This is a genomic window from Heyndrickxia sp. NPDC080065 (genome assembly GCF_050281185.1).
Lineage (GTDB): Bacteria > Bacillota > Bacilli > Bacillales > Bacillaceae_C > Heyndrickxia.
Genome location: NZ_JBNNWS010000009.1, coordinates 61550 through 76886 on the forward strand (window position 1 = coordinate 61550; position 15337 = coordinate 76886).

General features: G+C 36.5%; 12 protein-coding genes. 10 read left to right on the forward strand and 2 right to left on the reverse strand.

From position 1 onward, the window contains the following. Positions 1 to 86: 86 nt before the first annotated feature. The 4 genes from ACQKP0_RS12330 to ACQKP0_RS12345 all read left to right on the forward strand — a co-directional run bounded on the left by ACQKP0_RS12330 (position 87) and on the right by ACQKP0_RS12345 (position 6055). Positions 87 to 752, forward strand: a complete 666-nt coding sequence (locus tag ACQKP0_RS12330) for a TetR/AcrR family transcriptional regulator (RefSeq protein WP_427406152.1) — start codon at positions 87 to 89, stop codon at positions 750 to 752. A 417-nt stretch (positions 753 to 1169) separates the two neighbouring features. Next, positions 1170 to 2927: a sulfatase gene (locus ACQKP0_RS12335; protein ID WP_427406153.1), complete on the forward strand. Its 1758-nt coding sequence runs from the start codon at positions 1170 to 1172 to the stop codon at positions 2925 to 2927. Between the two features lie 16 nt (positions 2928 to 2943). Further along, entirely contained in the window at positions 2944 to 4344 is a 1401-nt protein-coding gene (locus ACQKP0_RS12340; RefSeq protein ID WP_427406154.1) for an MFS transporter, read from the forward strand. Positions 4345 to 4489: 145 nt separating this feature from the next. Next, positions 4490 to 6055, forward strand: a complete 1566-nt coding sequence (locus ACQKP0_RS12345; protein ID WP_427406155.1) for a sulfatase family protein — start codon at positions 4490 to 4492, stop codon at positions 6053 to 6055. A gap of 175 nt (positions 6056 to 6230) precedes the next feature. Here ACQKP0_RS12345 and ACQKP0_RS12350 read toward each other — a convergent pair whose 3' ends face one another. Beyond that, the gene (locus ACQKP0_RS12350; protein WP_427406301.1) at positions 6231 to 6848 is read right to left on the reverse strand and encodes a sugar transferase; all 618 of its coding nucleotides are present in this window, start codon (positions 6846 to 6848) and stop codon (positions 6231 to 6233) included. Between the two features lie 181 nt (positions 6849 to 7029). Here ACQKP0_RS12350 and ACQKP0_RS12355 point away from each other — a divergent pair, with 181 nt between their 5' ends. The 6 genes from ACQKP0_RS12355 (at position 7030) to ACQKP0_RS12380 (ending at position 14129) form a co-directional block, all read left to right on the forward strand. After that, a complete protein-coding gene (locus ACQKP0_RS12355) occupies positions 7030 to 7914 on the forward strand; it encodes a polymorphic toxin type 44 domain-containing protein (protein ID WP_427406156.1) in 885 nt (294 codons plus the stop codon). A gap of 157 nt (positions 7915 to 8071) precedes the next feature. Next, a complete protein-coding gene (gene rlmD, locus ACQKP0_RS12360) occupies positions 8072 to 9457 on the forward strand; it encodes a 23S rRNA (uracil(1939)-C(5))-methyltransferase RlmD (RefSeq protein WP_427406157.1) in 1386 nt (461 codons plus the stop codon). A gap of 226 nt (positions 9458 to 9683) precedes the next feature. Continuing rightward, positions 9684 to 10457, forward strand: coding sequence for a MurR/RpiR family transcriptional regulator (locus ACQKP0_RS12365; protein WP_427406158.1), 774 nt, complete (start codon positions 9684 to 9686; stop codon positions 10455 to 10457). Between the two features lie 123 nt (positions 10458 to 10580). After that, positions 10581 to 12179 carry a PTS transporter subunit EIIC gene (locus ACQKP0_RS12370; RefSeq protein ID WP_427406159.1) on the forward strand — a complete coding sequence of 533 codons (1599 nt, stop codon included), beginning with the start codon at positions 10581 to 10583 and terminating at the stop codon, positions 12177 to 12179. 45 nt (positions 12180 to 12224) lie between these two features. Continuing rightward, the gene (locus ACQKP0_RS12375; protein WP_427406160.1) at positions 12225 to 13550 is read left to right on the forward strand and encodes a 6-phospho-alpha-glucosidase; all 1326 of its coding nucleotides are present in this window, start codon (positions 12225 to 12227) and stop codon (positions 13548 to 13550) included. A gap of 87 nt (positions 13551 to 13637) precedes the next feature. After that, on the forward strand, positions 13638 to 14129 hold the full coding sequence (locus ACQKP0_RS12380) for a PTS sugar transporter subunit IIA (protein WP_427406161.1): 492 nt from the start codon (positions 13638 to 13640) through the stop codon (positions 14127 to 14129). Positions 14130 to 14687: 558 nt separating this feature from the next. On the opposite strand, the gene ACQKP0_RS12385 is transcribed toward ACQKP0_RS12380, so the two are convergent. Beyond that, complete coding sequence (locus ACQKP0_RS12385; protein ID WP_427406162.1) at positions 14688 to 15290, reverse strand: M15 family metallopeptidase; 603 nt, start codon at positions 15288 to 15290, stop codon at positions 14688 to 14690. Positions 15291 to 15337 lie beyond the last annotated feature (47 nt).

Sequence of the window (15337 nt, forward strand, 5' to 3'; positions counted from 1 at the left end):
GTAAATACATGCTTTGTTAACCTGATTTAAATAACTCCTTTACGAGAAATTTAGAACAATCCCAATAATGAAAAGGAGGAATGAAAATGACTGATATGACTTGGGAAGAGTCTATAAATCATCATCGAAATAATAGAAAAGAAGAAATAATGGATGCCGCTTTTCAGCTCTTTTTGGAAAAAGAAATGCCACAGGTGACGATGAAAGATATTAGCGCTAAAGTTGGAATTAGCCGTGTAACATTGTATAAGTATTATAGTGACATACATGAGATTATATTTGATTTTCAGATTAAAGCATTAAGAGAAATATATGATTTTGTACAGCAAAAGGTCAATTTAGGTGTAAATGGTACAGAAAAACTGAACATATTTTTAAAGGCTTTTATAGAAGTATATCGCGAAAAAGCGGATCTTATTGCCTTTACAGGTTTTTTTGATAATTATTATCAAAAGATTTATCCTACACATGAACTAGAAGAAAAGTATAAAAACTTTTTAGGAGAGAATACATTGCTGTTGAACATTCTTAAAGAAGGTGTGAAAGATCATTCTTTTAGTAGCGATATTAATATAAACATGACCGCCGAATTGATTAGTCATACGATGACGGCAATGATACAAAGATTCGCGATTAGAGGACATCTAATTAGTAAAATGCGGAATATTGACCCAGAAGATCTATTGATAGAACTTACCGTCGTGATCAATCGCTATTTATGTATAAGTAAGCAAGAAAATAATGAAATATAGAGAAAAAATGCAGAAGGGAAGAATCTTCTGCATTTTTTTTATTATTTCAATCTATTTCTTAAAGGATGTTTTCGCATAGATTATTGCTTTTCGTAAATAGCTCTAATCCTTAAATAAATAGGCTTCGTGCTCTTTTCATCATCCCATACTCATTATGAAAGTAGTAAATAACCGTAAAAATCCTACTGCCGATTTTTACTTTGTTGCAGAAAGCAACAATGTTTCAGAAAAGAGCCTTCTTAAAAAAGAAGAAGTAACCAACATTTTATTTTAAAATTTGTGAATTTTTTATTTTTTTATTGAATTGTAATCGTTTGCATGGTATATTCTTTGATATTAACACAGTGTAAACTATGAATTACTTCGTGTTAACTTTATACAGAAATGATGATTATCAAAATTTAAAAGGAGAGTAATATGAAAGCGATAATGATTATGTTTGATTCACTGAACAAAAGGATGCTTCCTAATTATGGATGTGATTGGATACATGCACCCAATTTTAATAGACTTTCAGATTTAACAGTTACATTTGATAATTTCTATGCAGGAAGCCTGCCGTGTATCCCAGCAAGAAGAGAGCTTCACACCGGAAGGTACAATTTTTTGCATAGAAGTTGGGGACCCCTAGAGCCATTTGATGTTTCAATGGTGGAGTTGCTAAAGAAACATGGAATGTACACGCACCTTACAACCGACCATAATCACTATTTTGAGGATGGAGGCGCTACTTATCATAATAGATATAATTCTTGGGAATTTGTAAGAGGTCAAGAAGGTGATCATTGGAAAGGGCATGTAAAAGATCCAAACATTCCTGAAAGTGTTACAAGTAATAAACTTGGAGATTTATGGAGACAAGATTGGATTAATCGCCAATATATGGATTCTGAAGAAAAACATCCTTTGAAACTAACATTTGAAAAAGGAATCGAATTTATACACACCAATAAAGATGCAAGCAACTGGTTCTTGCAAATTGAAGCATTTGATCCACATGAACCTTTTTTTACACATAAGAAATATAAAGACCTTTACCCACATCAATATGAAGGAAGACATTTTGATTGGCCTGATTATGGGAAGGTTGCTGAGCAGCCGGAGGAAGTACAGCATGTTATTTTTGAATACGCTTCCTTAGTTAGTATGTGTGATGAATATTTAGGAAAGGTAATAGATCTCTTTGATTTATATGATCTATGGAAAGATACATTACTAATTGTAAATACTGACCATGGTTTTATGTTAGGTGAAAAAGAGTGGTGGGGAAAAAATATTCAGCCTTTTTACAATGAAATTGTGAACGTTCCCTTTTTTATATGGGATCCTCGCTATGGAGTGAAAGGTGAACGCTCTGATACATTGGTTCAAACAATAGATATAGCTCCAACTCTTTTAGATTTCTTTAATGTCACAATTCCTGATGATGTACAGGGAAAACCATTAGGACAAGTAATTCAATCTAAAAAGAAAATAAGAGAGGCGGCTCTTTTTGGGGCACATGGAGGGCATATCAATATTACAGATGGAAAATACGTATATATGAAGGCTCCTGTAAATCCTGATAATAAACCGCTATACGAATATACGTTAATGCCAACACATATGCACAACATGTTTAGCATGGATGAACTTTCCGACATTGAATTATCGGAACCATTTACGTTTACTAAAGGGAACCGAGTGATGAAAATAGGAGCAAGTACTTTTTTGAACCCTTATTTACACGGTACTCTGTTATTTGATCTGGAAAGCGATCCTCTGCAAAACCAATGTATTGAAGATTTTGAGATCGAAGTAGGAATGATTAAGAAAATGGCCGATTTAATGAGAGAATCAGATGCCCCAATTGAGCAATTTGAAAGAGTAGGTATCCCGAAGAATGGGGTTATTACATCAGATGAAATAAAGAAACAAAAAGAAACTCGGGATGAATATTTTAATTTTAATCTAGGTTTAGGTGAAGTGTGGAATAAAAAAGGTAAAACTGCCTTTCTTGCCCTGCTTAACCTTACTCCTAAACATAATAAACAGCAAATCAAGGAATTTTTTAAAAGCCATATTCAACAAAAAGGGATTAAGGAGGTGACCGAACAAAAAGTATTAGAATTTGTGGACTGTCTTGGTGAAAATGGTGAAAAAATGCAAACATTCCCCCATTTATTTGTTAACTAAATGGGGGAATGTTTGCATGCAACAGCAAACTTTAAAAGTGGGAGAAAAAAATAAAGTGGAGAATAATCAGCGGGATATTCCATTCAAAGACATGGTTGGATATTCATTTGGGGCTTTTGGGTTTATGCTCATGTTTATGACTGTGACAACTTATTTGATGTATTTCTATACTGATATAATGGGAATAAGCGCGGCAGCTGCCGGTACCATTTTTCTAATTGCGCGTTTGATAGATGCATGCTTCGGTCCGATTGTCGGTACAATTGCAGATAGAACGACTTCAAAACACGGAAAATACAGACCTTTTATGTTATGGTGTATAATTCCTTTTGCTTTAACAGGAGTCTTAATGTTTACAGTCCCAGATTTTTTGGGGAATGGCATGTCCCTTGTTATTTATGCAGGTGCAACTTATATCCTATTTGATCTTGCTTATTCATTTGGTAATATTCCATATTTGTCGATGGCAGGATCAATGACCTTTGACCCGGATATAAGGACTCATTTACTTTCAACTAAATCAGTAGTTAACAAAATTTCATCTATAGTTGCAACATCTTTAACTCTGCCTTTAGTTCATATGTTTTCTGACCCAAAATCAGGATTTTTTTATACAGCAATCATTTACTCCATTATCGCTGCAATTGGAATATATATTGCCTTTAAAACCACGAAACCTTATGCAAATGTTGGGGTGGTTGTAAAAAAGAGCGAAGATAAATTAAAGAATCGACAGCTTTTTACAGCGATTGTAAAAAATAATCAGCTTCTATCGGTTGTTGTTTCATTTTTAATTACTTCAATAACAAGTGCTATAATGGGCCCAGCGGGAATCTATTATATGACATATAACGTCGGAAAGACTGAATTAATTAGTTTGTATATGTTGATAGGAACGTTTTCACCTTTAGTAGCTGTTCCGGTCGTATCTTTATTCACAAAAAAGTTTGAGAAGAAAACATTCCTTTTAACTGGTTACCTGATGTCAGCTTTGGGTTCATTATTTTTATATTTTACACCATACGAAAGTGTTTTCTTAATCTTGGCATCGCGTTTTTTAGCCGGAGTGGGATCCGGACTTGTCGGAATTTTAATATTTTCTATGATCGCAGATTGTGTAGATTTTGGTGAATGGAAAACAAAAATACGTGTTCAAGGACTGACTTTTGCAATATCCGTGTTTTTCCAAAAAACAGGAATGGCAATTGGAGGATGGTTGTTGGGAATCTTATTAACGTTTATAGGTTATGTCCCACATAAAGAGCAAACTACTTTTTCACTAGAAGGTATACTTGCCCTAAATTCATGGGTTCCAGCTATTATATTTACACTAGGAATCTTCGTTATGTTCCCATACAAACTTTCTAAAAAGAAGTTAATTGAAATAAGGGAAGAAATTGATCAAAGGAATATTTAATTGAACCGGTTGTCAAAGATGATCGTGCGAATACAGCTAATAAAATGCTTCAAAAGATAACTGATAAGCGCTAAGAGTAGTATATTTACTTTTTTCTCTGTCGACGAATCATTCTTTTAGACTTTAAATTATTAGGGGGTAAAGCATGAAACAGCCGAATATTTTATTGATTACAACTGATTCCCAAAGATGGGATACATTATCATGCATGGGGAGTTCTTTTGCAATTTCACCGAATTTAGACAGATTAGCACATGAAGGGATTTTATTTGAACAAGGTCACACTTCTTCTCCAGTTTGCTCACCTGCTAGATGCAGCTTATTAACGGGCTTACATACACCAATTCACGGATGTGTAGAAAATGGATTCCAAAGATATGAACATTTTCCAACCCTTCCAGACCGTTTAAAGGAAAAAGGTTACCATAATATAATGGTTGGAAAAACCCATTTCGGCCGTATACCAGATACTTTTGATGTTCAGCATCTAGTTGGTGAGAAGTTTAGCAATGCGATGGATTGTTACGGTGAGTATATACAAATACATGGCTATAATCGTGTAAGTGAGTATCCCAATCCGATCCCGGAGGAACTATTTATCGAATCCTTTATTGTAGATAAGACTATTGAAGAAATAGAAAAATACCAATTGGAAAACGAAAAACCATTCTTTGCGTTTTGTTCAATGATTAGTCCGCATGAGCCAATTGATCCACCTGGAAAATGGGCTGAATTATATGAGGATGTGGAACTGCCCGAACTAAATTATTCTGAAGGGGAGATTGCTGTTCTTCCTGAACAAATAAAAGCATTACTAGGTTTTTCAGATTATGATCCAGGACAACCTTTGTCACAAGAAGTTAAGATCCAGGATCTATATGAATCTCATGGTGCAATTTTGCACAAAGGAATTTTAGATAAAGTGAATCAGCTTCGTAAATTGTATTATGGATTAGCGGCTTATTGCGATGAGCAAGTAGGAAAACTATTACGTTTTTTAGATAAATCAGGATTGCGAGAGAATACTCTAGTTATCTTTACTTCTGATCATGGTATTCAATTATATGATCACGGCTTTAATGATAAGCATAATTATTATGATGCTTCCTGGAGAGTTCCGTTTATTATGAGTATGCCAGGAACGTTGCCTTCAGGAAAGCGTGAACAATTTGCCATATGGAATGATATTGCGCCGACAATATTGGGAGCAGCAGGAATTCAGAGTGATACGATGCAGGGGCTAGATTTATTTACCCCATTAAAACAAGGGAAACCTTCACCACGTCGATGTGCTGTTGCAACTCTCTTTAAATCAGCGGCATTAGCAACAGCCAGTTGGAAGTTAGAATATTACTTTGATGAAGGGAAGGGGAGACTATTTGATCGAAAAAATGACCCTTTAGAAAGAAATGATTTATACAATTCGGAAGAGTATTCTGAAATTCGAAATGAATTGGTTCATGCATTATTATCTTGGCGAGCGGATATTATGGATTTAAAATTCTATCATGATTCTGCAAATGTATTCCAAAAACAGATAGCTGTATATGAAGAAATGGTGAAGCCTGAGTTAAAAAATACCATTGCGCCTGTAGCGAGAAGAGCTACTGCTGCAATTAATTCCATAAAAGGTTGGGAAGCTGAGGAAAGGTTAAATCAAAAAGTAGACCAAATAGAAGATTCCAGAAACAATCATTTTTTAGAAATATAGAATTTTTGGGTTCTAATGGAAGAAACAGTTTATCTTAGATAAATCGATTTTTTGATTGGCAAGATTATGGGAAAGTCACCAGTTTAAAATGGTCCATGAATGTATGTGCTATGAAAAAAAGCTAGTGTAATAGAAGGGGCATACGGTCCAGCTGACCACATGCCCTATATGTTTTTTAATACGCCCCCTTAGGACGAAATAACAATAAAAAGGTTTTTAAAATAATTTTTATATCATTTAAAATAGAGCGGTTCTGAATATACATCAAATCCAACTCAACCATTTCTTCAAAGCTTACCTGATTCCTGCCACTGATCTGCCATAACCCTGTACAACCAGGAGTGACAAGCAGCCGTTGTTTATCATAAGGACTGTAATTTTGAACTTCATGTGGCAATGGGGGTCTTGGACCAACAAGACTCATATCTCCTTTGATGATATTACAAATTTGGGGCAGTTCATCGATACTCATTTTACGAATGAATCTTCCGACCTTAGTCAATCGCGGATCGTTTTTCATTTTGAACATCGCCCCAGAAACCTCATTATACTGAAGCAACTGCTTTAATTTTTCTTCCGCATCCGGCACCATTGAGCGAAATTTATACATATAAAATGGTTTTCCGTTTTTCCCGATACGTATTTGCTTAAAAAAGATCGGCTCTCTCGGATTCTCCAACTTTATTAAACAAGGAATAATTATAAATAATAATAAAAAAAGAACGAACCCCATGAATGCGCCAATAATATCCATCCATCTTTTAGCTAATAAATACCCTTTCCTTTCATTCATAAAAATCGTTCTGGAGGAATCTGTATGAATAGGTTCCAATTCTCTCCCCCCTCGTCTAGATTGCTATATTTTTATGGAGAAAAAATTTTTAAGAAACGGCTTTTATCACATGTTGCAGTAAATTAATTAGCTCATGCACCTACTGGATATCTTTTTGCATAGGCTGTAAAGAGGTGATCATGTGAAACTGAATCGCTTAATATTCCTTTTTCGTTATTACCCAACAAAACACCCCAGAAAATATATTAGTATGGTCATTGGAATCAGTGGTTCCTTGATCGGCTATTATTTATGGAAGGATCATTTTCCTTTCCTTTCAAAAAATGATTTAGAATATACACTTTATCTTTTTATCCCAAGTTCAATTGCCATCATATCGGCATTATTTTATAAAACATATTTAATGTATTTGGCTGTCGTATTGAGTTTACCAATTGCACACCATCTGGTCTTTATCAATTATGTTCCTCTTGTTTGCTACTTAATTTCCGCTCTTTTAGGTTCGACGAAATCGTTAACGAAAAAAGATAAAGAGGAATTAGAAAAAATCATTACAGAGCAAGTTGAATGGATTGAACGAGAAACGAAAGAAAAGTTGAGAGTAGCAGAAATACTAATGGAACAACATCCCTCCCAATCAACGACGTACATGATTGACAAAACATACCAAATTAATTTACCCACTGCCATATATATTAAGGGAAACTATGATTTTTATTTGAAGACGAAAGGAGCCCCCTTTGCCAATACTTATCGATTAGGCATCTTCTACGTGCTTACAAGAACAAATGGAATTTGGGATTTAAAACAAACGATTGGAGATGTCACCCTCTATACATTTAAAGGGACGATGGAAACAGGGGAATATATCGGAAATCATCATTTTGGATATATGGGAAAAGCAGCTGGATTTAACTGCAGGGTGTTGCGGATCGCCGCAGGAATGTATCAAGTATACTCAGGAACCTCTCATTGGAAATATATATTTTCTTATTATGACAATCCAGATGATTCAAAAGCCATTCAAGATGGGTGTGCAGATTATGATATGGGGTACCGGTTTTAATATCGTTGAATATTACTCTTTCAGGACCAATTGGGGTCCTTTTATTTTTTAAACAAACGTTTGATTAAGAGAATTTTCCTCATATGTTTTTCGCAAAGAAAACTATAGTATGATACAATCGTTTCAGCATAAAATCGGTTAGTAAAGGAAGAAACTCATGAAAATTCAGCTACCAGTCCAAAAAAATGATTATATAGATGTCACGTTTGTCGATTTGACCCACGATGGGAATGGGGTGGCCAAGGTCGAAGGCTATCCAATCTTCGTTCCAGACGGTCTGCCAGGTGAAAAAGCAAAGATTAAAGTGATTAAGGTGAATAAAGGCTATGGTTTTGGCCGTTTAATCGAGCTGTATGAGGCAAGCCCGGATCGTGTTGAACCTGAATGTCCGATCTATAAGGAATGCGGTGGCTGCCAACTTCAGCATTTAAGCTATGCAGGCCAATTAAAAGCGAAACGAAAACAGGTCGAGGATGTCCTGCAACGAATCGGCAAGCTTGAAAATGTCCTTGTTCATCCAGTTCTCGGAATGGAAGACCCATGGAGATACCGCAACAAAGCTCAGGTTCCTGTAGGTGAAAGAGAAAGCGGCTTAATCGCTGGATTCTATCAAAATCGAAGCCACGAAATTATCGACATGGAAGCCTGTCTCATCCAACAGGAAAAAAATGATGCAGTCGTTCAAACCGTAAAACAAATCTGCGAAAAATACGGCGTCCGTGCTTATCATGAACAAACCCATAAAGGAACACTACGTCACATCATGGCCCGTTACGGAATGAAAACAAACGAAATCATGGTCGTCCTGATCACACGAACAGCAGACCTACCAAATAATAAAGCAATTATAGAAGAAATAACAGCCAAAATTCCAAACGTAAAATCAATCGTTCAAAACATTAATAGCAAACGTACAAACGTAATTTTCGGCGACGAAACAAAGGTACTCTGGGGAGAAGAAGTCATTTACGACTACATCGGCAACATCAAATTCGCCATCTCCGCCCGTTCTTTTTATCAGGTCAATCCAGAACAAACGAAGGTTCTCTATGACCAAGCCTTAAAATACGCAAACCTAACCGGAAACGAAACCGTAATTGACGCTTACTGCGGCATCGGTACGATCTCCCTATTCCTCACTGAAAAAGCCAAAAAGGTGTACGGAGTTGAAATCGTTCCAGAAGCTATTGAAGATGCAAAACGAAACGCCGAACTAAACGGAATTACCAACGTAGAATTTGCCGTAGGGGAAGCTGAAACTGTTATTCCTAAATGGTATGAAGATGGAATCGTTGCAGATGTTTTAGTTGTAGATCCACCACGAAAAGGTTGTGATGAGAAACTATTGCAAACGATTATTGAGATGAAACCGAAGAAGGTTGTGTATGTGTCTTGTAATCCAGCGACATTGGCAAGGGATTTACGGATATTGGAAGATGGGGGATATCGGACGGTTGAAGTACAGCCGGTGGATATGTTTCCGCAGACTACACATTGTGAGGCTGTTGCGAAAATAGTTTTAAATGAGGAGGCAGAGATCTAATAGGTCTCTGTTTTTTGTTTTGAATATGTTTTTGTTAAGTTTTCGAGTGAGATTATGGGAAAATCTTTACAAAATAAACATTATTATACTAAGTACTTATGTTTAGGATTAATAGTGGTGAACCGTACCATAAGTAAATGAGGTTTTTATTATAGAATATTTCATAATTGATGTAAAATTAATATCACCAGAACCGCCCCCATAGCAAAGTGAGAGTGATGAAAATATGATTGATATCAGCAAAATTATTCAAGGGAAGAATCTGACAGAATTAGAAGTCCGAATTGTACAATATATAATTACTAACATAGACACTGTTTTGCAAGAGGGGGTCCGTAAGATAGCGAAGGAAAATTTTACCTCACCTGCGACGGTGATTCGCCTGTCAAAAAAATTAGGCTATGCCGGATTTGTTGATATGTATTATCAGCTCCTGCCTCTCGTCAAAAAAGCGGATTTACCCCAAAGTGGCGTGATCGAAGATCTCTTGGAGATTAGTGAGAAGGATTTGTTGAACCATAATTCGGTGAAAGATGTTCAAACATTTATACATAATGTACTAAATCTCCGTCAAAGTTATATTTTCATTTATGCTACTGGCTTTTCAGCTATTGCAGCTGAGTACTTGTATAAAAAATTATTGGTATTAGGTAGAAAAACGATATTTGCGAGTGGAACGGATTCTATAGGCGTATTCGAAAATAATCTGGAAGATATCGGTGCCTTAGTCGTTATCTCAAAATCAGGCGAAACACAGCTTATCATCGATAAATTACATGCAGCCAAAGAGCATCACATTTTTACGGTGTCGTTCACGAAAGAAACAGAAAATCGGATCGCGGGGCTTTCCGATATAAATTTTAAAATCATCGACCATAATAAACTGGACGACCGAAACATGCTGTCGAACAGCTTTTTTCCTGGCCTAATGCTGATGTTTGAATTTATCGTCAAGTATTATGTAGAAACGTTAATAACTAAAAATAATAGGAACGAGTGAAACGTGTTTCAAAGTGTGAAACACGTTTTTTATCTTGTTGAATCTATCGACTATAAAACGGTTACAGTGTATTCTAAACCTGTCGACAAAAACGAATACGAATACAGGAAGGGGGAAGGCAAAATGAAAACGAAGCTCATGGAGGCCATGCAGCGCTTTTCAAAAGCGATGTTCATTCCAATACTTATTTTGCCGATTGAGGGTATTTTAATTGCATTTGGAAATTTATTTACCAATCCAAAGTTAATGGAAGTCTTTCCATTTTTAGATAATCCGATTACCACCGGATTTGGGACAATCTTGACTGGATCATTGGTTTCGATTCTCGTCAACTTGGGACTCATTTTTTGTGTCGGTATAGCAGTCGGTTTGGCGAATAAAGAAAAAGCGATCGCTGGATTTACCGCTTTATTAGGCTATTTGGTATTTGTAAATGCCATGAATAAATTTATGCAGCTCAGCGGGATTCTTTATGAAGGAGAATCCTTGCAGGGAACCGGACAAACGATGGTCTTGGGTGTGCAAATTCTTGATATGGGCGTGTTCCTGGGACTCATTCTTGGGATTGTAACCGCTATTGTCCATAACAAATTTATTGATAAAGAATTTAAAGGCGCGTTTCAAATCTACGGCGGATCACGATTTGTCTTTATCGTACTTATTCCAGTTGTTGTGTTATTATCCGTTGCGCTTACGTTTATTTGGCCATTTTTCCAATCTGGAATTAACAGTCTTGGAACTCTAATCCAACATAGCGGAAGCTTCGGAATTTTCTTATACGGGGCATTGGAACGTTTATTAATACCAACTGGGCTACACCATTTAATCTATACGCCGTTTCTATATACATCATTGGGTGGTGTTGCAGAGATTGGCGGGCAAGTATACGAAGGGGCAAGAAATATTTACTATGCGGAAATTACCGATCCAACTGTAAAAGAGCTTTCCGCAAGCGTGATCTGGGATGCCCGAGGAATTCCAAAAATGTTTGGTTTAATTGGTGCATGTTTGGCCATGTACCACACGGCAAAGCCTGAAAACAAAGGCAAGGTAAAAGCCATTTTAATACCGGCCGCAGTTACATCATTTATTGCAGGTGTTACAGAACCAATTGAATTTTCATTCCTGTTTATCGCACCATTGTTATTTGTAGCTCACGCTGCTTTAAGTGGTTTAGGTATGGTAGCGTATCATCTATTGGATGTCCGAGCCATTGGCCCGAATGGAATGATTGATTTTCTATTGTTCAATGTTCCGCTTGGAATTGAAAAAACACATTGGCCAATGTATATCTTAGTAGGATTACTATCCTTTGCTGCTTACTATATGGTTTTCCGCTTCCTCATCGTGAAGTTTAACTTTAAAACAATCGGAAGAGAAGATGAAGACGAAGAGACCAAATTATATTCGAAGAAAGAATATGAAAAGAAAGGTAAAGGAATTGTTGGTACTCCCGAGCCGCAAGTCGATCAAGGAATTGCCCCTGTAATCGTAAATGCATTGGGCGGAGCAAACAATATTAATACGGTAACAAATTGTTATACAAGACTTCGATTAACAATTGAGCACCCGGAAAAGGTTGACGAAGAAGTGTTGATAAAGCAAACCGGTGCGAGCGGAGTTGTTATTAAAGATAAAAATGTTCAGGTTGTCTATGGCTTACAGGTGACGAATATTCGAAAAGTTGTCGAAGGCTACCTAGGGTTAAGAACAGACGAATAAATGCACAACAAAGAAACTAAAGATTATAAGAAGGGAATGGAGAGCATGAAAAAATTCTCAGTCGTTATTGCAGGCGGAGGAAGTACCTATACACCGGGGATTGTCATGATGTTATTGGATAATCTCGATCGTTTCCCGCTTCGAAAATTAAAATTATATGATAATGATGACGAAAGACAAGCGGTATTGGGAGAGGCAATTGATATTGTCCTAAAAGAAAAAGCGCCGGAAATAGAGTACTGTTTTACAACCGATCCGGAAGAAGCGTTCACAGATGTAGACTTCTGTTTTGCCCATATCCGTACTGGAAAGTATGAAATGCGCGAAAAAGATGAAAAAATCCCTTTAAAACATGGTGTCGTAGGCCAGGAAACATGCGGACCTGGCGGAATTGCCTATGGGATGAGAAGCATCGGTGATATGATCGAGATGATTGATTTAATAGAAAAATACTCACCGGACTGTTGGATGTTAAACTATTCCAATCCTGCAGCGATTGTTGCGGAAGCTTGCCGGGTTCTTCGCCCAAATTCAAAGGTATTGAATATCTGTGATATGCCAGTAGGAACGCTACGCAGAATTTCGCATATCATCGACAAAGAGCCACAAGATTTAGAAGTGCGTTATTTTGGGTTAAACCACTTTGGCTGGTGGACAAGCGTTAAAGATAAAGAAGGCAATGAATATCTGCCTCAAATTCGCGACTATGTGGCAGAGCATGGTTATCTTACTCAAAAAGAAGTGGATACCCAGCATACAGATGCAAGCTGGCAGGATACACATAAAAAAGCAAAAGACTTGTTAGCAGTTGATCCAAGATTCCTGCCAAACACCTATTTAAAATATTACCTCTACCCTGATTATGTGGTAGAACATTCGAATCCAGAATACACAAGGGCCAATGAAGTTATCGATGGCAGAGAAAAGACGGTTTTTTCAACAGCTAGAACCATCATTGAAAGAGGAACAGCAGAAGGCTGTGAATTTGAAATGGGGGCTCACGCAACTTTTGTCGTTGACCTTGCCTGTGCAATTGCCTTTAACACGCACGAAAGAATGTTGTTGATTGTCGAAAACAATGGCACTATTGCCAATTTTGATGACGATGCCATGATAGAAGTACCATGTATTGTCGGAAGCGACGGTCCAGAGCCATTAAGTCAAGGAAAGATTCCTGAATTCCAAAGAGCGTTAATGTACCAGCAGGTAACGGTTGAAAAATTAGTCGTACAAGCCTATATCGAGGGTAGCTATCAAAAATTATGGCAGGCTTTAACACTCTCAAAAACAGTACCAAGTGCAAAAGTAGCAAAAGAAATTTTGGACGATTTAATTGAAGCTAATAAAGGGTACTGGCCAGAATTAAACTAATTACAGATGATTGAAAGTAAAGGCGAAAAAAGTGAAGAGCTTTTTCGCCTTTTACTACGGATGCCAAACCAATTGGAGGAGAGCGGAATGTTTAAGAAGCTGTTTGGAAAAAAAGAGACAACGATGACCATCGTGTCTCCGATCACTGGAAAAGTGGTCAAAATTGAAGATGTTCCCGATCAGGTGTTTAGTCAGAAAATGATTGGAGATGGAATCGCGATTGAGCCTGCTGAAGGAGTAGTTGTCGCTCCGATGGACGGAGAAGTCGTACAAATTTTCCCAACAAAACATGCTGTTGGAATTCGTGGTAAAGATGGCTTAGAAATTTTGATACATGTCGGTATGGAAACCGTTGCCATGGAAGGGGAAGGCTTCAATGGCCATGTAGTACAAGGTGATCAGGTAAAAGCAGGTGACAAACTTGTTACCTTCGACTTGAATCTGGTCAAGGAAAAAGCCGAAAGTATCATTTCGCCTGTTGTGATCACAAACTTTGAAGCAGTTGTCTCTTTAACAAAAACAGAAGAAATAGCAGTAACTCGTGGTGAATCTGTTTTGTTACAGGTGAAAATGAAATAGGAAGCATCTCCTTTCCTTCCTGAAACATTAGAAAAATACCAAAAGCTTAGCTAAGGTAAGATAGAAATTTATGTTGTTACTGTTAACGTAAAAACAGGGGATTATCATTAAAGACATAATAAGGGAGAGATTAGAATTGTATAAATTCCTTCTCTCCTTTTTATTGTTCCTATTACAGATAAATTAGATAAAAACCTCATTTAGATGCGTTACGGTGAACCGTACCATAAGTAAAAGAGATTTTTATGTTAAAGCTTAATTAATATATAATCGGCTAATATTTTTTTTCATATATAAGTTAAATAAACTTAAAAATATATGCCTATTGCTAAAAATATTGATACTACGTCCAGAAAATAGACACAGATTTTCTGCCGCGCTTTTGCTTGGTGGCCTTCATAAAAAAGTTTAATCTTTTTTATGAAGGTAAAATCAAGCTGCAGAATTTCCATTTTTATTCAGTTCATTATATATCCACCACATAATAATGGCATCAAATCTTACGGAGTAGTAAGCATATAAAAAATACAGATAACGATTTTGCGAAAATTTTTCCACCTAATTTGAATCAACTGTTAAAGATGATGCATCAGGTTTTACACCATTTTGTAAATCTGCAATGCTCAAACCAAAATCCATTTGCAAGTGAGGGTAGTCTTTAAATTTAGGCCAATCACCACCCCAAGTAAACCCTAGTTTTTTTGCTAAATCCACAACTTCGTACCAATCTGGTTTGCTATTCTTATTCCCGTCATATTTCATATCCCAAATAATTTTTCCCGAAGGGGTTTTTAACGCAAAATCAACGGCAAGCCCATAATTATGATAAGATTCGCCTCCTTTTGCATTCGTTACAATATTTCCACTAACTGTCCTGCCTTTTTGATAAAGTTGATCTTGATCTTTCGCACTTCGGAAACCATCCGTAATAACGACCGTTATTCCTTTTTTAGCAGCTTGCTGGATTAATTGATTTGTTCGTTCCTTTACAATCGGATTGAGCTCAGTTGGTATAGTAATTGAATGATTTTTATTCGAGGGTTTATTTGATTGTAAATATTGTATATAGAGGACTCCGATGATTACGAAGCAAATGATTAACAAAAAATTTCTATTTCTCTTTTTCAAAAATAATATTCCTTTCCGAATTTCAATTGTCATTATTTAATGACGAATATCAAAGTCTTAATGTTTCATGATTTTGTTTA